Source organism: Rhizobium sp. AG855 (assembly GCF_003610655.1).
GTDB lineage: Bacteria > Pseudomonadota > Alphaproteobacteria > Rhizobiales > Rhizobiaceae > Allorhizobium > Allorhizobium wuzhouense.
Genome location: NZ_RAQG01000004.1, coordinates 245,366 through 267,281 on the forward strand (window position 1 = coordinate 245,366; position 21,916 = coordinate 267,281).

At 59.9% G+C, this 21,916-nt stretch carries 21 protein-coding genes; 8 read left to right on the forward strand and 13 right to left on the reverse strand.

Going from position 1 to position 21,916, the window contains the following annotated elements; all coding sequences use genetic code 11:
• Positions 1 to 37: 37 nt before the first annotated feature.
• The 3 genes from DFO46_RS18015 to htpX all read right to left on the reverse strand — a co-directional run bounded on the left by DFO46_RS18015 (position 38) and on the right by htpX (position 4,252).
• On the reverse strand, positions 38 to 1,714 hold the full coding sequence (locus DFO46_RS18015; RefSeq protein WP_120278445.1) for a heparinase II/III family protein: 1,677 nt from the start codon (positions 1,712 to 1,714) through the stop codon (positions 38 to 40).
• A 196-nt stretch (positions 1,715 to 1,910) separates the two neighbouring features.
• On the reverse strand, positions 1,911 to 3,302 hold the full coding sequence (locus DFO46_RS18020; RefSeq protein WP_120278446.1) for an RsmB/NOP family class I SAM-dependent RNA methyltransferase: 1,392 nt from the start codon (positions 3,300 to 3,302) through the stop codon (positions 1,911 to 1,913).
• Positions 3,293 to 4,252: a zinc metalloprotease HtpX gene (gene htpX, locus DFO46_RS18025; protein WP_120278626.1), complete on the reverse strand. Its 960-nt coding sequence runs from the start codon at positions 4,250 to 4,252 to the stop codon at positions 3,293 to 3,295. Before htpX ends, DFO46_RS18020 begins: the two co-directional genes overlap by 10 nt.
• A gap of 122 nt (positions 4,253 to 4,374) precedes the next feature.
• Between htpX and DFO46_RS18030 the strand changes: the two genes are divergently transcribed.
• Positions 4,375 to 4,581 (forward strand): DUF1674 domain-containing protein, encoded by a 207-nt coding sequence (locus tag DFO46_RS18030; protein WP_120278447.1) that lies wholly within the window; start codon positions 4,375 to 4,377, stop codon positions 4,579 to 4,581.
• 16 nt (positions 4,582 to 4,597) lie between these two features.
• Positions 4,598 to 5,086, forward strand: a complete 489-nt coding sequence (locus DFO46_RS18035; RefSeq protein WP_245422637.1) for a thermonuclease family protein — start codon at positions 4,598 to 4,600, stop codon at positions 5,084 to 5,086.
• A gap of 42 nt (positions 5,087 to 5,128) precedes the next feature.
• Here the strand turns inward: DFO46_RS18035 and DFO46_RS18040 are convergent, their stop codons facing one another.
• Positions 5,129 to 5,875, reverse strand: coding sequence for a GntR family transcriptional regulator (locus DFO46_RS18040; RefSeq protein ID WP_245422638.1), 747 nt, complete (start codon positions 5,873 to 5,875; stop codon positions 5,129 to 5,131).
• Between the two features lie 122 nt (positions 5,876 to 5,997).
• On the opposite strand from DFO46_RS18040, the gene DFO46_RS18045 reads away from it, so the two are divergent.
• Positions 5,998 to 6,684 (forward strand): type 1 glutamine amidotransferase, encoded by a 687-nt coding sequence (locus DFO46_RS18045; protein WP_120278449.1) that lies wholly within the window; start codon positions 5,998 to 6,000, stop codon positions 6,682 to 6,684.
• On the opposite strand, the gene DFO46_RS18050 is transcribed toward DFO46_RS18045, so the two are convergent.
• Positions 6,667 to 7,602: a LysR family transcriptional regulator gene (locus DFO46_RS18050; protein WP_120278450.1), complete on the reverse strand. Its 936-nt coding sequence runs from the start codon at positions 7,600 to 7,602 to the stop codon at positions 6,667 to 6,669. The genes DFO46_RS18045 and DFO46_RS18050 overlap by 18 nt on opposite strands.
• 122 nt (positions 7,603 to 7,724) lie before the next feature.
• Here DFO46_RS18050 and DFO46_RS18055 point away from each other — a divergent pair, with 122 nt between their 5' ends.
• Both DFO46_RS18055 and DFO46_RS18060 read left to right on the forward strand, forming a co-directional pair.
• Positions 7,725 to 8,657: a ring-cleaving dioxygenase gene (locus tag DFO46_RS18055; protein WP_120278451.1), complete on the forward strand. Its 933-nt coding sequence runs from the start codon at positions 7,725 to 7,727 to the stop codon at positions 8,655 to 8,657.
• Between the two features lie 63 nt (positions 8,658 to 8,720).
• Complete coding sequence (locus tag DFO46_RS18060; RefSeq protein ID WP_120278452.1) at positions 8,721 to 9,329, forward strand: alpha/beta hydrolase; 609 nt, start codon at positions 8,721 to 8,723, stop codon at positions 9,327 to 9,329.
• A 62-nt stretch (positions 9,330 to 9,391) separates the two neighbouring features.
• On the opposite strand, the gene DFO46_RS18065 is transcribed toward DFO46_RS18060, so the two are convergent.
• The 7 genes from DFO46_RS18065 to DFO46_RS18095 form a co-directional block, all read right to left on the reverse strand.
• On the reverse strand, positions 9,392 to 10,408 hold the full coding sequence (locus DFO46_RS18065) for a zinc-binding alcohol dehydrogenase family protein (RefSeq protein WP_120278453.1): 1,017 nt from the start codon (positions 10,406 to 10,408) through the stop codon (positions 9,392 to 9,394).
• 79 nt (positions 10,409 to 10,487) lie between these two features.
• Positions 10,488 to 11,459, reverse strand: coding sequence for an ABC transporter permease (locus DFO46_RS18070; RefSeq protein ID WP_110791239.1), 972 nt, complete (start codon positions 11,457 to 11,459; stop codon positions 10,488 to 10,490).
• Between the two features lie 50 nt (positions 11,460 to 11,509).
• Entirely contained in the window at positions 11,510 to 13,063 is a 1,554-nt protein-coding gene (locus DFO46_RS18075) for a sugar ABC transporter ATP-binding protein (RefSeq protein WP_110791238.1), read from the reverse strand.
• A gap of 100 nt (positions 13,064 to 13,163) precedes the next feature.
• Positions 13,164 to 14,150 carry an ABC transporter substrate-binding protein gene (locus tag DFO46_RS18080; protein ID WP_110791237.1) on the reverse strand — a complete coding sequence of 329 codons (987 nt, stop codon included), beginning with the start codon at positions 14,148 to 14,150 and terminating at the stop codon, positions 13,164 to 13,166.
• A gap of 189 nt (positions 14,151 to 14,339) precedes the next feature.
• Positions 14,340 to 14,786 carry an RbsD/FucU domain-containing protein gene (locus DFO46_RS18085; RefSeq protein ID WP_110791236.1) on the reverse strand — a complete coding sequence of 149 codons (447 nt, stop codon included), beginning with the start codon at positions 14,784 to 14,786 and terminating at the stop codon, positions 14,340 to 14,342.
• Between the two features lie 9 nt (positions 14,787 to 14,795).
• Complete coding sequence (locus DFO46_RS18090) at positions 14,796 to 15,815, reverse strand: aldo/keto reductase (RefSeq protein WP_110791460.1); 1,020 nt, start codon at positions 15,813 to 15,815, stop codon at positions 14,796 to 14,798.
• 28 nt (positions 15,816 to 15,843) lie between these two features.
• Positions 15,844 to 17,349: an altronate dehydratase family protein gene (locus DFO46_RS18095; protein ID WP_110791235.1), complete on the reverse strand. Its 1,506-nt coding sequence runs from the start codon at positions 17,347 to 17,349 to the stop codon at positions 15,844 to 15,846.
• 249 nt (positions 17,350 to 17,598) lie between these two features.
• Here DFO46_RS18095 and DFO46_RS18100 point away from each other — a divergent pair, with 249 nt between their 5' ends.
• Together DFO46_RS18100 and DFO46_RS18105 are read left to right on the forward strand one after the other, a co-directional pair.
• Positions 17,599 to 18,486, forward strand: coding sequence for a GntR family transcriptional regulator (locus DFO46_RS18100; RefSeq protein WP_120278454.1), 888 nt, complete (start codon positions 17,599 to 17,601; stop codon positions 18,484 to 18,486).
• Between the two features lie 3 nt (positions 18,487 to 18,489).
• Positions 18,490 to 19,578 (forward strand): mannitol dehydrogenase family protein, encoded by a 1,089-nt coding sequence (locus DFO46_RS18105; protein WP_120278455.1) that lies wholly within the window; start codon positions 18,490 to 18,492, stop codon positions 19,576 to 19,578.
• A gap of 11 nt (positions 19,579 to 19,589) precedes the next feature.
• On the opposite strand, the gene DFO46_RS18110 is transcribed toward DFO46_RS18105, so the two are convergent.
• Positions 19,590 to 20,513: a helix-turn-helix domain-containing protein gene (locus DFO46_RS18110; protein ID WP_120278456.1), complete on the reverse strand. Its 924-nt coding sequence runs from the start codon at positions 20,511 to 20,513 to the stop codon at positions 19,590 to 19,592.
• Positions 20,514 to 20,662: 149 nt separating this feature from the next.
• Between DFO46_RS18110 and DFO46_RS18115 the strand changes: the two genes are divergently transcribed.
• A complete protein-coding gene (locus DFO46_RS18115) occupies positions 20,663 to 21,895 on the forward strand; it encodes an extracellular solute-binding protein (RefSeq protein ID WP_120278457.1) in 1,233 nt (410 codons plus the stop codon).
• Positions 21,896 to 21,916: the final 21 nt, after the last annotated feature.

Genomic DNA, 21,916 nt, shown 5'->3' on the forward strand with positions numbered 1-21,916 from the left:
CAGCTTACCGAGAGAAGAAACCGTCACGAGGCCTCTGTCAGGCGTGATGGGCGAGAAACCAACGGATCTCGGGTCCTGCGAACCGGATTTCGAGCTGACGCGACGGGCGGATCCCCGAGACGTCGGCGAAAAAGACATCTTCCTCGATGGTCAATTCCCCGACCGGAATGGAGAAATCCCAGCTTTCGCCATCTGGCGCAACAAGCCTGACCTTACGTGGATCAACCTGCTCCAGCACGATTGAAGGATGGAGGTGGAATCTGGCAATCGCTTCGGCGGGGGGCAGATCCGGGATCGGTTGTCCATCGGATTGCAGCAGACGGTCGCGACCGGCGATTTTGGTTCCAGGCTGATTGATGCGGATTTCGCGTTCATGCAGAAGGCCGAAACGTTTGCCATAACCATCGTGACGCGCGGAGAGCCTGTCGCTACCATCCGGGCCGGACTGCCGATCAATATCGATCACGGTTGGGCCGCCTGTCAGGATCGGGCCAAGATAGTCCGATTGTGTCATCCTTGCCGAGGAGACATCGCCAATGGAGACGGTGCTGTGGGCCGCGGTGGTCCGGGCCAGCTGCCGCAGCTTCTCGCCAGCGAAGCGTGGCAGCCCGCTGTTGATGATGAAGCGGTTTCGACCGGACGAGAGTTCGAAGGAGAGGCAGCCGGCATGCGCTGTGCTCGACAATCTCAGGGAGTGCGGTTTTCCTGTGTCAACCAGCAGCACCGTGCCGCCTCCGGACAGCCGGTGATAGCCGCCGTGCGGCAGAGCCTTGAAAGGCTGGCCTGCGGTCTCGTCATACCGCAGGACGCTCATGAGATCGGTCGCGAGAGTGGAGCTTGCGCCGTTGAAGAGTGCGAGATCGCCTCCGCTGTGGCGAAAGAAGCGCACTGCCGGATAGATGCGGTCGATCACCGGGATCAGTTTCTGCGGCAGATCGTGGCCGAGATTGATGTATGTCTGGCGCAGCGGCAAAAGGTCAAAAAGAAGGTCGACACAGGCCTGCGGGTTACGCGACACATGGGTGCCGTCGGGCAAAATCTGTCGCTCGAGCTCCCGATCGAGTTGACGTCCGGTACGCCGCACGATCGACGATCTTGCTTCGGTCGAGACAGAGGCCATTGCAAGTGCGATCCGGGCCAGGAGACGCGGCAGGCCCTCAGGCAGGAAATCCACGCGGCGCTGCAGGTAGCGCACCTGGTGGCTCAGCGAGCCGATGAAACGGCGATAGAATCCGGCATCCGCTTCCTGCAAGACAACGGGTGAATGCGACAGCCAACTGATGATGCGGCGGGAAACGACTTCCGCGTCCCAGGCGATCCCGGTGGTACGATTGCCGTGAATGCTGATCCATTGATCGACAATCCATCGGGCGTTGTCGCAAGCCATTGCCGTCTTGTCGGCTCTGATGTGGCGCAACCAACTGAAGCCGTGGAGCCGCACCGCGAATTGTCGGCTCGGAAGCTCAACTGAAAACGGAGAATCTTGCCCTGCATCGAGAACGCGGCCCGCCAACGGGTAGCGTCCCTGCAAGATCTCCTCCGCGACGAAGGGATCTACGGCACGCAGATCGGTCGGGGCAACCACGACCCTGTTCACGCGGAAGCCCCCGATGCCGACCAGCGGCGAGACGGCCGATGCCACCGCCTGCCGAGTCCGACGCCAGGTTTCGTCGAGATACAGGCCAATGAGTTTCCGACGGTCGGTTATCCGCATTCGTGTTCCTGTTACCGCAATCTTCCTGATCGGGCACTCCGTTCACCAGACCGGTGCGGACGCCAGGACTTGATGTGGGCGCTAAGGCTGGACGCATCGCCGCTGGCGCCATCGTGGCTGACTTAGCCACGAAGCATGCTCCGGCAGTGCCGGAAATGCCCGCCGGTATATTCCAACAAGTTTATTCAAAGATTCGTTAAGTTTTAGCAATCACGCAGGCGTAGAAGCCGTCCAGGCCCCCTTTGTCCGCCAGCATTGCCGGGGTGGTGCGGAATTCGCCTCGTGGCGTAATCGCCTCTTCGAGCCCCCGCCAATTGGCGGGTTCTACCGGCACGATCCGCAGGTCTGGATGATCTGCGAGCACCTTGTCGATCAGCATCTCGCCCTCAATCGGGTCGATCGAGCAGTTCGAGAAAACAATCCGGCCGCCCTTTTTCAGCAAGGTAATCGCATGGCGCAGCAACCGCTCCTGCAAGGTCGCGAGCTTGGCGATATCGGCACTGTCCTTGGTCCAGAGGACATCCGGGTGGCGGCGGGTGGTGCCGGTCGAGGAGCAGGGGGCGTCGAGAAGAATTGCGTCGAAACCTTCTTCGTCTTCAATTTCCAGAAGGTTGATGCAGCGGGTCTCCGCTTGAAGTTTCAGTCGCTCCAGGTTCGCAGCGAGCCGGCGTAACCGGGATTGCGACTGTTCAATCGCGGTCACCGTCGCGCCCGCGAGCACGAGCTGCGCCGTCTTGCCACCCGGTGCAGCGCAGAGATCGGCGACACGTTTGCCGTCCAGGCTGCCGAATAGTTGCGCCGGGATAGAGGCGGCGGTGTCCTGCACCCACCATTCTCCAGCCTCGAAGCCTTCCAGGGCCGTGATCGTGCCCTTGAAGGGATCGAGCCGGACGGTGCCGGTGGGGAGGACGCGGCCTCCCAACGTTTTCGCCCAGGTTTCAGGATCAGATTTGACGGTCAGGTCGATCGTCACCGGTTCCAGCTGGGCTGCGGCGATGGCGAGCGCATGGTCCTCGCCGTAGATGTCGATCAGCCGGTCGAGAAACCAGTCCGGCATGCAGGGAACGTCGGAGACATACTCAAGAAGCGCCTGCTTCTCGCGGCCGATGCGGCGCAAAATGGCGTTTACAAGTTTGGCGAAGCGGCGGTTGCGCGGATCCCGGTTTGCCTGCTCAACAGCAAGGTCGACGGCCGAGTGGTCGGGAATGTCGAGATAGAGCATCTGCGTGGCGGCAACGATCAGAAGATGATGCAGGGCGCGGGCGCCTTCCGGGAGAGGGCTGTCGAGGAGTTCCTTCAGGATCAGTTCGATGCGCGGCAAATGCCGCAGCGCCGTCTGCAGGATGGCTCGCACGAGACTCCTGTCCGCATCATTGAGGGCGGTGAAGGCAGGATTGCCATGTTCTGCATCCAGCATTCCGTCCAGAGACGTCTTGCGGTCGATGACCGCGGCAAGAATGCGGCTGGCCGCCATGCGAGCGTCGAGACCAGGCTTCGCCTCAAGTTCCGGACGCTGGCGTTCACTGCCGCTCCTCGGTCCGTGACGCTTCGAATTCGGCTTGCCTGTGCTTTTGTCGTTCAAGACCACGGTCCCCTGGATGAATCGGTCGGCCCTCGACCCCAGCCTGTAGTGGGAACGGAACGCGCTTTGCGCGTTGCCTTAACAGCGGGTTCGGGCGACGTCGATCCCCTTGCGTCGATATCGGTCATTGCGAGCAAGGCCTCGATGCGGTTGCGGGTGTCTGGATGGGTTGAAAAGAGGTTGTCCATCCGCTGGCCGCTCAAGGGGTTGATGATGAACATGTGAGCGGTCGCGGGATTGCGCTCGGCATCAATGTTTTCAATATGGGATGCGTCGCCGGCGATCTTCTGCAGGGCGGATGCAAGCCATCGGGGATTGCCGCAGATTTCGGCGCCTCTGCGGTCCGCCGCATATTCGCGGGTCCGGCTGATCGCCATCTGGACCAGCATGGCGGCCAGCGGAGCCACAATCATGGCGATGAGCACTCCAATGAACCCAAGCGGATTGCGGTTGTCACGGTCGCCCGAAAACAGGAACGCAAAATTCGACAGCATGGAGATGGCGCCGGCCAATGTCGCCGTGATCGTCATCGTGAGCGTATCGCGGTTCTCGATATGGGCAAGTTCGTGAGCCATAACGCCTGCGACTTCTTCAGGTGTCAGGCGCTGCAGAAGCCCTGTCGATGCAGCGACCGCAGCGTTTTCCGGGTTGCGGCCGGTCGCGAAGGCGTTGGGCTGAGGGCTGTCAAACACATAGACCTTCGGCATGGGCAGACCAGCCTTGGCGACAAGGTCTCGCACCAAGACATAGAATTCCGGTGCCGTGCGTTCATCAACCTGCTGGGCGCGGTAAGCACGCAGGACCATGCTGTCGGAATGCCAATACGAAAAGAAGTTCATGCCCGCTGCGACCAGAAAGGCGATCATCATGCCGCCACGGCCGCCGATCAGGAAGCCAACCCCCATGAAGAGGGCTGTCATGAAAGCGAGCAGCATCGCAGTGCGCATGGTGTTCATGTGAAAGTCCTCCGGCGGATGATGCGGCAACGCGAACATTGCCGTTTTCGCCTTTTGATTTAAAAAGCGGATGCTCCAATTTCAATGCAGGAGCGGAAATAGCGCATCCGAGGTTGCTTACCATGCAAGACGAGCAAGACAGTACACCCCCCGTTGAAGAGGCGACACGCGCATTGAGCCCGGCGGCTCTGCGGGCGCTGGCGGAAGCGGAGGAGCGCCGCAAGAACTCAGAGCAGGCGCAGCCCGCTTCGGAGATCGGTGGACGCGGCGGCGCGGATCCTGCTCGTTTCGGCGACTGGGAGATCAAGGGTCGCGCGATCGACTTCTGATAAGAAAAAATACCTATTGAACTTGGTAATCTTCGGGAATATGTTCCTTTTTATGGGCAAATTCTCGGTTTCTGCGATTTATTTCCTGATCCTCGGCTTCGGAACCAGTTCTGAAGCCGCAACTCGTTTCATTGATGGCCCTGTGGAGGCCCAAGTGATCAGGGTAATCGATGGTGATACCGTCCTGGTCGACGCGATGCCCTGGCCGGATCATCACATCAGCACCTATGTACGCCTGCGCGGTATCGATGCACCTGAGCTTAAGTCCAAATGTGCAGCATTTCGAAATGCTGCGCGGCAGGCGCAAGAGCAACTGATGACTTTAATGGTGGGACAACCACGGGTGACGCTGACGGCAATCTCCGGTGACAAATATTTCGGACGTGTGGTCGCTGATCTCAATCTCGACGACGGCAGACGTCCCGCAGATCTTCTTCTCGAAGGCGGACTGGTGGAGCCGTATCACGGCAAGACGAAGTCCAAGCGGCCCTGTCCGGATTCATGAAGGCGGGTGAACAACGTGCCCATCCAGTCCATACCCAGCCATCTAAACTTTCGGCGAGGTCGCGCCGTCATTGAAAAAGTGGCGTCCGAGGTGGCCGATCCCATCCTGGATATCGGCGATGATTGCAGCTTTCAGGCCGCCGGCATCCCTGGATCTGATCGCTTCCATCGCCTCGGCGTGCCGGTCGATCCTGTAGCTTTCTTCCAGGTTTGCGGTTGCGAGGCGCATGAAGGGACCGAGGCGCAGCCAGACGGATTCCATCAGGTCTAGGAGGACCGTGCCGGCTTTGGGTTCGTACATTGTCCGGTGAAAAGCGAAATTCAATTCGGTAGAACGCAACAGGTCATCTGCGGCATAGGCGTCGCCGATATCAGAATCAATCTTTTGAAGAAGAAGAAGGCGATCTTCGTCGATATGCGGCAAGGCGCGCTCAGCAGCGAGAGGCTCCAGCGCCAGACGTGCTGCGATGATTTCCTCGAATTTGGCCGGCGTCATGCGGGGTACGCGGACGCGGCGGTTGTCCAAATGTTCAAGTGCGCCTTCGGCCACCAAGCGATGCAGCGCTTCACGGACAGGCATGGTGCTCACACCGAGATCGGCTGCGACACCTTGCATCGTGATGGCCAGGCCCGGTGCTACAGCGCCGCACATGACGCGCGCGCGCAATGTCCGGTAAACTCTTTGCTTGACCGATTCCTCCGTCTTGCGATCGCCTGCTACCATTTCGTGTTCAGATCCGTGCTTGAATGCCATCTCTATAAAGGGCCGGCGAAGCGTTGATACAAGCATATTTTACCTTGTCCCCATCGCTTCCCTTGAAATTTGATCAAACTCGCATTTGTTATAATTATCAGGCATAGCGCTGCTTCGCTGCGCGTGGGAGATGCCCCGACCAGGGCTAAGGATCAAAGATGACAGAAAAGACCATCGGCATTCTCGTAACCGGCCATTCTCCGGCGGAGTTGGCAGAGACCTACGGCAACTATGCCGACATGTTCGCCCGCCTGCTAGGCGGCTTCGATTTTGCCTTCAAGCGCTACTTCGTGGTCGACGGAGAATTTCCTGCGTCACCACGTGACGCCGATGGTTGGCTGCTGACGGGCTCCAAGTTTGGCGTTTACGAAGATCACGATTGGATCCGCCAGCTTGAGGATTTCATTCGACAGGTGCATGCCGAGAAAGTGCCCATGGTGGGGATCTGTTTCGGCCACCAGGTGATGGCCAAGGCGCTTGGTGGTCATGTCGAAAAGTTCAAGGGCGGCTGGTCTGCCGGTCCCGTGTCCTACAAGCGGTCCGACCTCGACGAAGAGCAGGTCCTGCTGGCTTGGCACCAGGATCAGGTTCTTCGTGTGCCAGATGGCGCCGAAGTGGTCGGTAAGACCGATTTTTGCGAGAATGCTGTTATCCGCTATGGCGATTGGGGCCTCTCCTATCAGCCGCATCCGGAGTTCTCGCCACGCTTTTTCGAAGGCCTTGCGGAGGCCCGCAAGTCTGCCATTCCTGAGCCGCTCTTTGAGCGGGTCAAGAAGGTCGACGTGCCGATCGCAACCGACAGGATCGCTCGAGAGATTGGCGAATTTTTATCCCGTGACCGTTGATGGAGCTGAGGGCGGTTGTTCGCCGTCCCAGCTTTCCTTGATGAAGGCTTCGAAGAAGTCCGAAAAGGTCGCCACCCTAAGGGGTAACTGCTCATAGGGCGGGTAGTAAAGCGTCAGCCAAATTTCCGGTGTGCTCCATCCCGGCAGCACTTCGACCAGTTTGCCCGCGTGCAGGTCTTCCTCGACGATGAAGCGCGGCAGAAGCGCTATTCCCTCGCCGGCAACAGCGAGCCGGCAGAGGAAATCTCCGTTGTTGATCGAGAAACGGCCTTTGGCTTCGACCGTTCTCACCTGGCCGGGTCGGCTTAGCTCCCAGGTCTCAGTTTTTAGTTGGTCATGGTAGCTCAAACACTCCAGTGTCGTCAGATCCTCGGGCGTTTTCGGCGTGCCGTGACGATCGAGGAATGACGGGGAAGCCACAAGCAGACGCGACACGGGGCGGATCTTCCGCCAGATTGTCGATTTATCCGTCGGTGGACCCGAAATGCGGATCGCCAGATCGTAATTCTCCTGGACGATATCGATGAAATGGTCCGAGAGCTCGATCGCGACGCTGGTACGCGGATGGATGATCGAGAACTGCGACAGTACCGCCGGTAGAACCTTCATGCCCAGCGACATCGGCGCCGATACACGAAGGGAGCCTGCCGTCACCTTTTGAAGGTCCTTGGTCTCCTCCGTTGCGCGGGCCAAGCCTTCAACGAGAGGGGCGACACGGGCCGCATAGGCTGCGCCAGCGGACGTAAGGGAGACCTTCCGCGTGGTCCTGAGCAGGAGTTGAATGCCAAGCTGATCCTCGAGTGTGGAGATGGTGCGTGTGACCGAAGCTGGAGTCATGCCGAGAAGGCGCCCCGCCGCGCTGAAGCTGCTCTGGTCAGCGACAGTCAGAAAGGTCCTGATGGCTTCGAGTTCGCCCATCGATTATTGCTCCAAATGAAATAATATCCCCAATATTACAGCTATTCTCCTCGGAAAAGCTATGGCCCATATTCGGTCCAACAGAACAAAGCCGGCGTGATCGCCGGGAAAGGATCAGAGCCATGCTTACCCAGATCAAAGGCCTGCATCACGTCACCTCCATGGCCGCGGATGCCCAGGAAAACAACGACTTCTTCACCAAGACGCTCGGCCTGCGTCGCGTCAAGAAGACCGTCAACTTTGACGCTCCCGATGTCTATCACCTGTATTATGGCGACGAAGTCGGTAATGCGGGATCGGTCATGACCTATTTTCCATTTGCCAACATGGGCAAGGGGGGTCGCGGAGCGGGTGAAGTCTCTGAGACCGTGTTCTCTGTGCCGAAGGGCACACTCGGCTTCTGGCAGGAGCGCCTGCAGAAGGAAGGTGTGAAACAGCTCGGCTCCTATTCGCTCTTCGGGGAAGACCGTCTGCGCTTTGCCGGTCCCGATGGTGACGGTTTTGCGCTCGCGGAAGTCGATGGTGACAACCGTCTTCCCTTCGCGGGTGGCCCGGTTGCGGTATCGGAAGGCATTCATGGCTTCCGCGGCGTGACCATGCGGCTTCGCGATGAAGGTGCCACCGGAGAGCTCCTGACATTCATGGGCTATCAGCCGATCGACAGGCAAGGTGAGTTCATCCGTTATGCCGTACCTGGCGGTAACGGTGCCGACTATATCGATCTCGAAGTTCTGCCGGGTGCTTCGCGTGCCATGCAGGGTGCCGGTTCGGTCCACCACGTCGCGTTTGCAGTCGAAGACCGCGCGGCGCAGCTCGAAGTGCGAAAGGCCCTGCTCGATACGGGCTACCAGGTGACACCGGTCATCGACCGTGACTACTTCTGGGCGATCTATTTCCGCACGCCGGGCGGCGTGTTGTTCGAAATCGCCACGAACGAACCGGGCTTCAACCGCGACGAAGACACCGCCCATCTCGGCGAGGCGCTGAAGCTGCCGACCCGCTATCAGCCGCATCGCTCGCAGATCGAAGCACATTTGCCCCCGATCCAGGACTAATCACACACGGCAGGGACGATGCCTGAGTTTAACGGCATCGTCTCAGCCGCAGGAGGGCCTCTCATGGCAAACGACAGTTACATCCACCACTATCATGCGCCCCAGGCTGCCGCCCCGCTGGTTTTTACCTTCCACGGCACGGGTGGCGACGAACACCAATTCCCGGGGCTTGTTCATCGCATCCTGCCGGAGGCAGGCATTGTCTCGCCGCGCGGAGATGTCTCGGAATACGGGGCTGCCCGCTTCTTCAAACGCACCGGTGAAGGCGTCTATGATATGGCCGATCTCGCCCAACGGACCGTCCAGATGGCTGCTTTCGTCCGCGCCCACAAGGAGAAGCACCCGGGTCGACCGATTTACGGCCTCGGTTATTCCAACGGCGCCAACATTCTGGCTTCTGTCTTGTTCGAGGCACCAGAACTCTTCGACCGAGTTGTGCTGATGCACCCGCTCATCCCGTTCAATCCTCCGGCGCAGCCGGGGCTTTCGGATGTTGCGGTGTTCGTGACTGCCGGCCAGCGGGATCCAATCTGCCCACTGCCTCTTACCGAGCGACTAGCTGGCTATCTGGGGGCGCAAGGCGCGTCTGTGCAGACATTCCTTCATTCCGGCGGTCACGAAATCTCGCAAGCCGAAATCGATGCCGTCGCGGGCTTCCTGCAGAAGGCGTGACATGTAGACTTGAACGCAAAAGGCCCGCAGCAGATCTGCGGGCCCTTTGGTGTCATTGAAGCTCACCCGATCTGGATCAAGGCCTTGATAAGGCCTGACTTCTCTCTCGCCCAGCGCGGCAGATCCGTTGCAAGATCCGGAAGCGTCGTGCGGTGGGTGATCAGTTGGTCGATCGGTACGAGGCCATCCGCAATCGATTTGCGGACATGGTCAAAGTCTTCGCGTGTCGCGTTGCGGCTCCCAATCAGCATCATCTCGCGCTTGTGAAATTCAGGGTCTGAGAAAGTGATGTCTTCCTTCACAACACTGACAAGGACGAGGCTGCCGCCATGGGCGACGAAACGGAAAGCGCGCTCCATGGATGCGCGATAGCCTGTGGCATCGAAGACCACATCAAAGCCATCCCCCCCTGTCAGTTCCGCGACTGCTTCCTCAAGCGTATCATCAGCCAGCAGCCCCGATGCAAAGTTCAGGCGATCTGCTGCCATCGCCAGGCGCTCGCGGCTTGTGTCGAGCAGCGTTACCGCGTGGCCGGCAATGCGGGCAAAGATCGCGGTGCCGAGGCCAATGGGGCCGGCGCCGATGACAAGCGTGCGTGAACCCGAAGGCGCCATGGAACGGCGAACGGCATGTGCGCCAATGGCCAGGAACTCCACCGTAGCGGCGGCTTCCGGCGATAGGTCGTCTGCCGGATAAAGATTGCCGGCTGGAACCGTGATCTCCTCGCACATAGCGCCATCGGTGTGTACGCCCAGCACGCGAATGTTGGTGCAGCAGTTGGGCTTCTGCTTTCGGCAGGCGATGCAGGTGCCACAGGCGATGTAGGGATTGACGATGACCTTCGTGCCGGCGGTCAGGTGAACGCCTTCCCCCGCTTCCAAGACCGTGGCCGAGATCTCGTGACCCATCACGCGCGGGTATTCAAGGAAGGGATGCTTGCCTTCGAAGATGTGGTAGTCGGTCCCGCAAATGCCGACATGGCTGATGGCGATGCGCGCTTCACCCGCTTTCGGGTGCGGCGCCGAATCGCGATCGACGATTTCTAGACGGCCAGGTTCGACACACAATGCGGCCTTCATGCTGGTTCCTTTCGGCTGCCCGGCAAGGGTTCGGAGAAAATCGGGGATGTCATTCGCGACATCCCCGCCTCGGGAATTCTCACCGGCTTCCGCGACGGCGGAGCTGGTCGAAATAGACGATGAGGATGATCAGGGCGCCGGTGATGATACGTTGCCAGAACGAATTGACATTCATCAGGTTGGCGCCGTTGTTGATGGTCGCCAGGATGAAGGCGCCGAGAAGCGGACCCTGGACCGAGCCGACAGCGCCGAAGAGGCTCGTGCCGCCGATCACCGAGGAGGCGATGGCCTGGAGTTCCCAGCCCTCAGCCTGGGTGGCATTGCCAATCCCGATGCGTGAGGCGAGCAGGATGCCGACGAAGGCTGCGCAGGTCGAGGACAGGATATAGGCCATGTAGATGGTCCGGTTGACGTTCACACCGGATAGCCGCGCAGCTTCGCTGTTGGAGCCGACGGCAAAGAGATAACGGCCCCAGCGGCTCAGATGCAGGAAGACATAGGCCGGGATCGCCACCACGATGACCATCCAGAAGAGGCTCGGTACGCCCAGGAAATCGGCGCGGGCAAAGTTGGTGAAGGCCTCGTCACTGATCGAGATGGTTGACCCATTGGTGATCAACAGGCCGATGCCGCGCAGTGAGGTCAGCGTCGCCAGTGTTATGATGAAGGGTGGCAGGCCCATGCGCACAATGCCAAAGGCGTGGAACATGCCAATGGCAACGCCCATCAACAGCGTCAGAACGATGGCCAGCCAAACGGGCAGGCCGACAGAGAGCAGCCAGGCGATGATGACACTGGCAAAGCCGACCACCGCTCCGACTGACAGGTCGATGCCGGCGGTGATAATGACGAAGGTCTGGCCGACGGCCAGGATCGCTGTCATTGCGCCCTGACGCAGTAGATTGCTGATGTTATTCGGCGTCCAGAAGCTGTTTGTGGCAAAGCCGAGAAGCAGCCAGAGGAAGAGCAGAAGTCCGAGCAGCGTGAGGCTGAAGAGGATGCTCATGCCCCTCTTCGGTGCAACCTTGGTCTCGGTGGTGTCGATGCTCATTTCTGTCCTCCCAGTCGTCTTTTCATGTCTTTGTGTTCGGAGATCTCGTCTCAGACGCCGATCGCCTCAGTCAGCACGTCTTCATGCGATGCAGTCCGGTAATCATGGCTCGCCACGAGTTTGCCCTGGCGGAAGACGTGAAGGCGGTCTGCCAATTCGTAGACCTCGGGCAGGTAGGACGAGATCAAGATGATGCCGGCGCCCTGTTTGAGGAGTTCGGCAAAGAGGCGGTAGATTTCAGCCTTGGTCCCGACGTCGACGCCGACGGTCGGTTCATCGAAGATGAAGAGGCGGGCGCCATGGCTCAGCCACTTGCCGATGACGATCTTCTGCTGGTTGCCCCCGGACATTGCCGAGGCGAGCACACCGCGTGTCGGGGTCTTGATCTTGAGGTCGTTGATCTGCTTGTCGGCATTGCCTGCTTCGAGCTTCGGGCTGATGGTCAGGCCCCGGCTCAGGCGGCCGAAAACCGGCAAATTGATGTTGAGGCCGATCGGCAGGTTCAGGCAAAGCCCCTGGTCGCGTCGGCTTTCAGGCGCCAAGGCAATGCCGAGGTCCATTGCCTTGCGTTCGGTGTCGATGGTGACCTTCTTGCCGTCCCAGAAGATGTCACCGGCTGTCGGCTTGTGGCGGCCATAGAGCCCGAGCGCAAATTCGCTGCGGCCAGCGCCGATCAGGCCATAGAGGCCGACAATCTCGCCTGAGCGGACGGCAATCGACACATCCGAGAAGCCTGGGCCGGACAGGCCTTTGGTCTCCAGGATGGTCGCGCCGATCGGCAGCTTTTCCTTGTGGTAGATCTGCTCGATCGAACGATTGATCATCAGGGAGATGAGTTCGGCATCGTTCGTCTCGCCGATCAGCCGGGTGCCGACATGGGTGCCGTCGCGCAGGACCGAGACGCGGTCCGCCAGTTCGAAGACTTCTTCCATGCGGTGGCTGATATAGACAATCGTCACACCTTCGGACTGCAGGCGGCGGATGAGGCGGAAGAGCTGGGCCGATTCCTGGCGCGTGAGGTAGGCGGTCGGCTCATCGAAAATCAGGAAGCGGATACCGCGCATGGCGGCGCGGGCTGTGGCGACGAGCTGTTGCTGGCCGATCGTCAGATTGCCGAGGGTTTCCCCGGCCGGTAGGTTGAAGCCTAGGTCGTCAAGGACATTCTGGGCGGCTGTCGTCATGGCACGCTTGCGCATGATGCCGCCTGATGACATCTCGTCGCCGAGGAACATGTTTGCGGCGACGGAGAGATGCGGGCAGAGAACGACCTCCTGGTGCACCGCATTGATGCCGCGCTGGATCGCCTCGTTCGGCGTAGCAAGCGCAACCGGCTTGCCGCACCAGCGGATTTCGCCTGAAGTGCGCGGAATGACGCCGGTCAGAAGTTTGATGAGCGTGGATTTGCCGGCCCCGTTTTCGCCGACGATGGCGTGGATCTCTCCGGCGAGGAAGGTGACGGTCGCGGGCTTCAGCGCCTCGACGGCCCCATACTTCTTTTGCAGGCCGATGAGCTCCAAGATCGGCGTTCCCGGCGGAATGCGATCGGTCTCCAGCAGTTCCGGCTGGCCGTCGTGCCGGTGGCTCACATCGTGCAGCGAAGTCATGTCATTCCTCCCGTCCTATGGCGAAAGCGGCCGGCGCCTCCTGCGCCGGCCGTTTCCGGTCCGGCACGCGCAGCAGGTGCCGCGCGTGCCGAGATCTCGATCAGTTGACCTTCGGGTTCAGAAGGGCGTCGATCTTCGGATCGGCCATATTGGCCTTGGTCACCAGGTTCGCGCCGGTGTCGACGAAAGTTTCGACCTTTTCGCCCTTCGACACGGCGAGAGCGGTTTTCACGCCGTCGTAGCCCATGCGGTACGGATCCTGGACGACTAGGCCTGCGAGAACGCCTTCCTTGAGGAAGCCGACGGTCTTCTCATCCGAATCGAAGCCGATGACCTTGATCTTGTCACCGAGCTTGTTTTCGGCGATCGCCTGGCCGACGCCCTGGGCCATGATCAGGTTCGAGGCGAAAACACCGACAAGGTTCGGGTTGGCAGTGATCAGGTCGGTCATCATGTTGAGGCCGGTGGTTGCCTGGCCGTCAGCATATTTGTCGGCGACAACAGTCAGACCCGGATACTTCGTCTTGATCTGATCCATGAAACCTTCACGGCGCTGATCGAGCGAGCCGACGCCCGGCAGGCTGGTGATGATGGCGATTTCGCCTTCTTCCTTGCCTGTTGCTTCCTTGATCGCCGCAGCAAGACCGTCAGCGGCGATGCGGCCGCCCTGGACGTTGTCGGTGGTCAAGAACGAGGTGAAGGCCTTGGAATCGGCGCTGGAGTCGATACCGATGATCGGAACGGACTTAGCGGCTTCATCGATCGGCTTGCCCAGCGCCTTGAACTCGGTCGGCGAGATGACGACGGCGGCCGGCTTGCCGGCGACGGCGTTTTCGAGAATGCTGATCTGGCCGTTGATGTCGGATTCAGATTGGGCACCCAGTTCCGGTACGCTGACACCGAGATCCTTGCCTGCGGCGCGGGCGCCGGCGAGCACGATCTGCCAGTAGAAGGACGTGGTGTCCTTGACGATGATCGGGATGGTCACGTCCTGGGCGAAGGATGCGGCCGGCATCATCGACGTCATCATTGCTGCGCCGGCGATCCCCATCAGGGCGCGGCGAGTCATGCTCTTCAGAATGGTCATTGTGGTTCTCCTCTCAACGCGTCCTGTTCCTCCGGTGAGATCGGCCCGCAGTACGCAACCAGGTCGATCTTTATCGATAAAAAACATTTTATCGAGGCACGCTACTCCAGCAATCTGGAGAATGCAAGGGGCAAAAGACGGCTCCTCCGAACCCCTCAGGCCCTGAAAATCAAGGCTTTCGCGCGCAGCTCACACCCTGTGCACTTCCTCCGGGTAGACGACGCCCTTCTTCAGGATAACGTTGCCGTAGATCCTCAATTCTGTCGTTGCGACGATATAGGCGGCTGTCTGCGCGCGTTCGTAAAAGGCGAAGCGTTCGAGACTTTCGAGCCTGAAATCGCCGGCCAACCGCGTGATCAGCGACTGGAATTCGGTGCAGATTTCGGGGACAGCATGCGGGTCGCCGACGACCTGCATGCGCCAGGCCGCATCTTCCACGAACTGGTCGAGCGGCATGTGAGCCAGGATCGCTTCAAGGACTTCCACAGCGCCGACGCCATCGGCACGGATGACCGGCGGACCGATGGTTGAGGCCGGGAAGTTGCCATCGGCAATGACGATCTCGTCTCCGTGTCCCATTGTGGCAATGGCGTGCAGCAGATCGGGACCAAGCAGGGGATGGATGCCTTTCAGCATGGCGTTCTCCTATTCCCGTACCGGCGCATCGCCGAGCGGTGGTGCGACGAGCGTGTGGGCGTCAAACGGGGTGAAGGCGGAAGCCGGCAATTCTTCGGTTGTCAGGGCCATGTTCCGGTCCAGGCTTTCGGGTTTCGCTGTGCCGATGATGACGGAGGCAACTGCCGGATGGTGGAGCGGGAACTGCAGAGCAAACTGTGCGAGCGGCTTGCCGGCCTGGGCGGCAAGCGCTTCCATGGCCCGGACCTTTTCCAGAATCTCTTCCGTGGCCGGTGTGTAGTCGAAATGCGCGCCCGGGACGGCGCCTGTTGCCAGGATTCCGGAGTTGAAGACGCCGCCTGCAGTGATCGAGGTGCCGCGTTTTTCGCACAGCGGGAGAAGTTCCTCGACGGCAGAGCGATCGAGGAGCGAATAGCGGCCGGCCATCAGAATGACGTCGATGTTGATATCGGCCATCATCTCCAAGCATGCTGGCACTTCGTTGACGCCAAGGCCGAAGGCCTTGATCGCGCCCGAGGATTTCAGCTGGTCGAGAGCCTTGTAGCCGCCGTCGCGCAACTGCTTCACATAACGGTCGTTGACTTCGCGCCCGTGGGTATAGACGCCGATATCGTGGACATAGAGGATGTCGATGCGGTTCAGGCCAAGGCGTGCATAGCTGAAGTCGACCGAACGCATGATGCCGTCATAGCTGTAGTCGTAGACCAGCTTGAAGGGGAGCGGATCGACGAAGCCGACATTCGGGATCTGGTCCTTCGGCACGGGCGCCAGCAGGCGACCGACCTTGGTTGAGAGCACATAGCTGTCCTCCGGCTTGTCGCGCAGGAAGTCACCGACATAGCGTTCCGCCTGACCGAAACCGTAATGCGGCGCCGTGTCGAAATAGCGGATTCCGTGATCCCAGGCCGTCTGCAGCGTGGCGATGCCGACATCGCGGGGGCAGGGGCGGTAGAGGCCACCAAGCGGTGCCGTGCCGAAGGAGTATTCGGTCACTTCGAGGGCGGTTTTGCCGATGCGTCTCGTCTTCATGCTGATATCCGGATCCCTGTTGTCGAGGTCAGAGCGTGGCACCGAGGTGCCATGGCACGAATTCATTGTCTCCGTAGCCGAAGAGCTCGCTCTTGGTCTTTTGACCCGAAGCGGTCTCGATGATCAGGTCGAAGATGTCACGGCCGAGGCCTGAGACGGTGGCATCGCCCGTGGCAATGACGCCGCAGTCGATATCCATGTCTTCCTCCATGGACTGGTAGAGCGCGGTATTGCTCGTCAGCTTGATCGAGGGCACGGGGCGTGAACCGAAGCAAGAGCCGCGGCCCGTGGTGAAGGCAATCACGTTGGCGCCGCCGGCCACCTGGCCTGTCGCCGAGACCGGGTCGTAGCCGGGCGTGTCCATGAAAACGAGGCCGTGTTCGGTGACGCGTTCGGCGTAGTTGTAGACGGCAGTGAGCGGCGAGCGTCCGCCCTTTGCGACGGCGCCGAGCGACTTTTCGAGAATGGTGGTAAGGCCACCCTTCTTGTTGCCGGGTGAAGGATTGTTGTCGAGCGAGGCGCCGTGCTGGGCAACATAGGCCTCCCACCAGGAGATCAGCCCGTCCAGCTTGACCGCGACCTCCTCGTTGACCGCACGGCTACGCAGGAGGTGTTCGGCGCCGTAGATCTCCGAGGTTTCGGAGAGGATGGCCGTACCACCGGCACCGGCCAGGATATCGACGGCAACGCCGAGCGCCGGATTGGCGGTGATGCCGGACAGGCCATCCGAACCGCCACATTGCAGGCCGACGATGATCTCGCTGACGGAGATCGGTTCCCGGCGCATCGTGCCGACTTCCGCTGCGATCTCCTTCAGGATCGACAGGGCATTTTCAACCGCACGACGCGAGCCGCCGGCGTCCTGGATGTTGAAGTGACGCTTCGACGCGCCGGTGCCGCTCTGACCGTAGAGCGTCAGCTGGTTCACTTCGCAGCCGAGCCCCACCATCAGCACGCCGCCGAAATTCACGTGTCTCGTGTAGCCGGCTATCGTTCGGTGCAGTGTGCGCATGCCGTCGCCGGTCGAGCTCATGCCGCAGCCCTGGTCGTGGACGATCGGGACAAAGCCGTCGATACCCTCGTAATGCGGCAGGATCGTCCGGTTTGCCGCATCTGCGATGGCGCGACAGACCGTGGTGGAGCAGTTCACGCTGGCGATGATGCCGATGTAGTTGCGGGTCGCCGCACGCCCATCGGCGCGGCGATAGCCCATGAAGGTGCGGGTCTTGTCAGCAGTCGTTGCGGCTTCCGGCTGGGCGAGGCCACTCACAGAAAGGCGATCTTCATCGAAGGCGAGATTGTGGGAATGGACGTGCTCACCAGCTGCGATGTCTATGGTCGCGCGGCCAATGGCCTGGGCATATTTAACGACCGGCTCGCCCTGGCGGATTGCGCGGACCGCCACCTTGTGGCCAGGATCAATCTTCGTTGCTGCCGGTGCACCGCCCGGCAGAATATGGCCAGCTTCGATGGCAACTGTGGTCACGGCAACATTGTCGTCCTGCGAGAGCAGGATGCAGGCTGGTTTCGACACCCGATGTTTCTCCCATGTGTCCGGCGATACCGGATCCTGTGTTTTGTCTTTTATCGGCAATAGACAGTTTCCCGTCAATGGGTATGATATCGATAAAGAACAATTTGCTCCAGCACGGAGCAGGAGGAACTGAGGCCCGAGACAAAGGGAGGACGGCCGCCACATTCGGCGGTTTTCGTTGCACGCGGCCGCGACTTCGGCCAAGAGGCGAATGTTTCAAATGCCGCCTTCCATCAACTAGGCAGATCCATGGCCAAGCAGAATACCGTCTTCAAAGACGCCTATAACCGTACGCTGAAACTGATCGAGGAAACGGATGCGCTTCCCTCGGAGGCGGAGCTTTGCGGTATGCTGAGCGTCAGTCGCACGACCGTGCGCGCGGTCTTGACCCGCCTCGGCGAAGTTGGGTTGGTCGCTTGGGACAAGCGTTCAAAAACGGTCCTGCGGCGACCAGTTGTCGGAGATTACTTTCCCGATGAAGAGACAAATTCCCTGTCCGATATCATCGAGCGAAGCTTCATGCGCCGTATCCTCGCCGGTGGTGCGCAGCCGGGTATGCAGATCAACGAGCTGGAACTCGCGCGCGAGATTGGCATCGGTACCACCAGTGTGCGAGAATTCCTCATTCGCTTCAGCCGGTTCGGGTTGATCGAAAAGCGTCCCAACAGTCATTGGGTGCTGAAGGGTTTCACACGGGAGTTCGCGCTCGAACTTACAGAAGTGCGCGAGATGTTCGAGCTTCGGTCGGCAATGAGCTTCGTCAAGCTGGCAGAAGAGCATCCGGCCTGGGAAGAATTGAGGGAAGTCGAAGCGCAACATCATGCGCTGCTGGGCGACATCGACAACCGCTACACGGACTTTTCCGAACTCGATGAGCGCTTCCACCTGCTGGTCCAGAAGGCATCAAGCAACCGCTTCATCATCGATTTCTACGACATTATCGCCATCGTCTTTCACTACCACTATCAGTGGAACAAGACGAATGCGCGTGCGCGCAACCAGCGCGCGCTCGAAGAGCATCTCGATTACATCCGTGCTCTCTTTTCGCGCGATCCCTCATCAATCGAGAGGGCGTGCCGTCAGCATCTGAAATCGGCGCGCGAGACATTGCTACAATCCATCCAGGAGACCGCCTGAGCCATGACGACACCCATCCTGCAATTCGGTACCAGTCGGTTCCTTCAGGCCCATGCCGATCTCTTCGTCAGTGAAGCCCTGGAGGTGGGAAAGGCGCTTGGATCGATTACCGTGGTCCAAACGAGCGGCGATCCCGCGCGCGCCGGTCGGATTGGTGCCTTGTCTGCTGCAACCGGCTTTCCCGTTATCATCCGGGGCCTTGAGGATGGCATGGCCATCGAGCGCGAGCTGCGTGTGCGATCGGTCACCAGGTCTCTCTCAACCGCCAGCGACTGGGCTGAAGTAGCCCGTGTCTTCGTCGAGGAGGCGAGGGTCGTGATCAGCAATACCGGAGACAAGGGCTATGCCCTCGTCGACGGTGACAGCCTCGATGGCGTGCCGCGATCGTTTCCCATGAAGCTTCTGGCGCTTCTTCATGCACGCTTCCGCAGCGGCGGCGCATCGCTCACCATTCTGCCATGCGAGCTGATCTCGCGGAATGGCGAGGTTCTACAACGGGTGATCTTGGACCTTGCAAACCGACATGTTGCCGATGTGAACTTCCAGTCCTGGCTGTCGGATCGTGTCATCTGGGGCAACACCCTGGTCGATCGCATCGTCTCGGAGCCGATCGAGCCGGCAGGGGCGATCGCTGAACCCTATGCAATATGGGCGATCGAGCGTCAGCCGGGGCTCACACTTCCCTGCGAACATCCCTCCATCAAGGTCGTTGAGGATCTGACGCCCTATGAAAGGCTTAAGCTGCATATCCTCAATCTTGGTCACACCGTTCTTGCCGATCGCTGGCAGAGAGAAGGGCGGCCCGAGGCCGAATGTGTGAAGGATATTCTTGCGGATAGCGCGATCCGTTCCGATCTTGAACGCATATACCGTGACGAGGTGGTGCCTGGTTTCCGGGTCCACCACCTCGGCGAGGAAGCCGAAGTCTATGTCGAGACGACACTGCAGCGTTTTCTCAATCCCTATCTCGACCATCGCCTGCGTGATATCGCAGGAAATCATGCGGAAAAGATCGTCCGCCGCATCATCGGGTTCCAGCAATGGTGCCCGGGTGTTCCGATGCCGCGATTGTCTGAAATCGCGGCCCGCTAGAAAGTTCGCACTCAGGCCGGAGGCAGGCCCTTGGACCGCATCCGGCGGCGAAACGCGGTCGGCTTTTCCATGAAGCGGCCGCTAAATGCCTCGTAAAAGCGGGACACCGAACCGAAGCCGCTTTCGAAAGACACGTCGGTGATCGAAAGATCCGTCGAGATCAGCAGTGATTGCGCGGTGTCGAGGCGATGGCGCACAATCGCCTGATTGATCGTATGGCCGACGGCACGCTTGAAGATCGACATCGCGTAGTTCGGATGCAGGTTTACGGACCGACCGACGTCTTCTGCGGAAATGTCTTCCAGCGCATGTTCGGCGACGTAGCGAAGCATGCGTTCGATGTGATCGAAGCGCTCGCTTTCGCTGGCATTGAAGCTTGCTATGGCGGAACCTTCTTCGCGCAGGTCGCGCCAGCCGTCGCGCTCGATCCTGAGAACGCGCGCGGTGAGTTCGTTGCGGACGATTTCTGCGAGACCTTTGTCACCCGACAAAAGTTCATCGCGCCACCGCATGAAGATATCCCTGTCATAAGGCCTCAGTTCCAGCGCCTCGATCATTGCGCCGCGGAAGACGGCGTCCCGAAACCGCTCGAGATTGGCAAGGCCGAGAAAGACCGACATCGGGATGTAGAGGCAGATGAAGGTTGTCTCTTCGCGGCGATCGATCACCTGGTGGGGTATCATGCCCCAGAACAGGCAGAGGCGCCCCTCGTCGACGGTCAACTCGCGACCGTCGAACCAGTAGGTCATTTGGCCGGACAGCACGAAATTGAGTTCAACCTGGCTGTGCATGTGAGGGCCTGCCATGCGGTGGACCGTCAGGCATTCGCCGGCGCAAAATCGATGATCTCCGAAGATGACAAGCGGGTGTCGTGGGTCATGTTCCGGATGCACCGGAACGGATTCATCTAACAATAGAGGCTTCAGTTGTTCCAATCTTAGGATCCCGGAAAAGTTCTGCCAAAACTCGGTAGAATATTACGGGTTTGGGGAGGATGATCAAGCCGAGCTGAGAATTCTGCTCGGGTGGGATCCCGCGCGCAAGCTCCGCACATGCCATGCATCACGGTCATAGGGAGGAAAACATGACCTTTTTCAAAAGCCTGAGCAGCCTTGCTCTGGGTGCTGCCCTTCTGTCGTCCACCGCGTTTGCCGGTGAAATCGTGCTCAATTCCGACCATTCCGATCCGGCGCCGAAGAAGGCGATGGAAGAGCTGATCGCCGATTTCCAGAAGGCCAATCCTGATATCACGGTCAAGTGGAACAACTTCGACCACGAAGGCTACAAGTCCGCCATCCGCAACTTCCTGACTGCCGACGCGCCCGATGTCGCCGCCTGGTATGCCGGCAACCGCATGGAGCCCTTCGTCAAGGCCGGTCTGTTCGAAGACGTCTCGGATGTCTGGGAAGCCAATGGCCTGAACGACCAGCTGAAGTCCGCGTCCGCCTCGATGACCATCGACGGCAAGAAGTGGGGCGTCCCCTACACCTACTACCAGTGGGGCATCTACTATCGTAAGGACATCTTCGCCGAACAGGGCATCACCCCGCCGAAGACCTGGGCCGAATTCCTGGCGGCTTGCGAAAAGCTGAAGGCTGCCGGCGTCACCCCGATCACGATCGGCACCAAGGCTCTGTGGCCGACCGGCGGCTGGTTCGATTATCTCGATCTGCGCGTCAATGGCTACGAGTTCCACATGGAGCTCACCTCCGGCAAGGTTCCCTATACGGATCCGCGCGTGAAGGCCGTGTTCGAAAAGTGGGGCGAGCTGGTCAAGGCCGGTTACTTCAACGAGAACCACGCCGCGATCGACTGGCAGGATGCCATCCCGCAGATGGTTCAGGGCAAGGCCGCCATGTATCTGATGGGCAACTTCGCCGTTGCCACCATGAAGGACGGCGGCTTGAAGGAAGAGCAGATCGGCTTCTTGCAGTTCCCGGAAATCACCGCCGGTATTCCGATGTCCGAAGAGGCTCCGACCGATACCTTCCACATCCCGTCGGGCGCGAAGAACAAGGAAGATGCGAAGAAGTTCCTCGCCTACCTCGCTTCGCCGGAAGCCCAGACGAAGATGAACGCGACGCTCGGTCAGCTGCCGGTCAACAACAAGGCCGAAAAGCCGGCGGATCCGTTCCTCAAGGCCGGCTTCGAAATGTTGTCCAACGCCCACGCACTCGCGCAGTTCTATGACCGTGACGCGAATGCCGAAATGGCAAAGGCCGGCATGGAAGGCTTCCAGGAGTTCATGGTCAAGCCCGACAACCTGGACAAGATCCTGGAGCGGTTGGAGAAGATCCGCGCCCGCGTCTACAAGTAAGCCTTAGAGCTCCCTGCGCCG

Coding starts and splice junctions, on each gene's coding strand:
- DFO46_RS18015 (WP_120278445.1), bottom strand. CDS start 1,714: ATGCGGATAACCGACCGTCGGAAACTCATTGGCCTGTATCTCGACGAA.
- htpX (WP_120278626.1), bottom strand. CDS start 4,252: ATGAACACCATGCGCACTGCGATGCTGCTCGCTTTCATGACAGCCCTC.
- DFO46_RS18030 (WP_120278447.1), top strand. CDS start 4,375: ATGCAAGACGAGCAAGACAGTACACCCCCCGTTGAAGAGGCGACACGC.
- DFO46_RS18040 (WP_245422638.1), bottom strand. CDS start 5,875: ATGCTTGTATCAACGCTTCGCCGGCCCTTTATAGAGATGGCATTCAAG.
- DFO46_RS18045 (WP_120278449.1), top strand. CDS start 5,998: ATGACAGAAAAGACCATCGGCATTCTCGTAACCGGCCATTCTCCGGCG.
- DFO46_RS18050 (WP_120278450.1), bottom strand. CDS start 7,602: ATGGGCGAACTCGAAGCCATCAGGACCTTTCTGACTGTCGCTGACCAG.
- DFO46_RS18055 (WP_120278451.1), top strand. CDS start 7,725: ATGCTTACCCAGATCAAAGGCCTGCATCACGTCACCTCCATGGCCGCG.
- DFO46_RS18060 (WP_120278452.1), top strand. CDS start 8,721: ATGGCAAACGACAGTTACATCCACCACTATCATGCGCCCCAGGCTGCC.
- DFO46_RS18065 (WP_120278453.1), bottom strand. CDS start 10,408: ATGAAGGCCGCATTGTGTGTCGAACCTGGCCGTCTAGAAATCGTCGAT.
- DFO46_RS18070 (WP_110791239.1), bottom strand. CDS start 11,459: ATGAGCATCGACACCACCGAGACCAAGGTTGCACCGAAGAGGGGCATG.
- DFO46_RS18075 (WP_110791238.1), bottom strand. CDS start 13,063: ATGACTTCGCTGCACGATGTGAGCCACCGGCACGACGGCCAGCCGGAA.
- DFO46_RS18080 (WP_110791237.1), bottom strand. CDS start 14,150: ATGACCATTCTGAAGAGCATGACTCGCCGCGCCCTGATGGGGATCGCC.
- DFO46_RS18085 (WP_110791236.1), bottom strand. CDS start 14,786: ATGCTGAAAGGCATCCATCCCCTGCTTGGTCCCGATCTGCTGCACGCC.
- DFO46_RS18090 (WP_110791460.1), bottom strand. CDS start 15,815: ATGAAGACGAGACGCATCGGCAAAACCGCCCTCGAAGTGACCGAATAC.
- DFO46_RS18100 (WP_120278454.1), top strand. CDS start 17,599: ATGGCCAAGCAGAATACCGTCTTCAAAGACGCCTATAACCGTACGCTG.
- DFO46_RS18105 (WP_120278455.1), top strand. CDS start 18,490: ATGACGACACCCATCCTGCAATTCGGTACCAGTCGGTTCCTTCAGGCC.
- DFO46_RS18115 (WP_120278457.1), top strand. CDS start 20,663: ATGACCTTTTTCAAAAGCCTGAGCAGCCTTGCTCTGGGTGCTGCCCTT.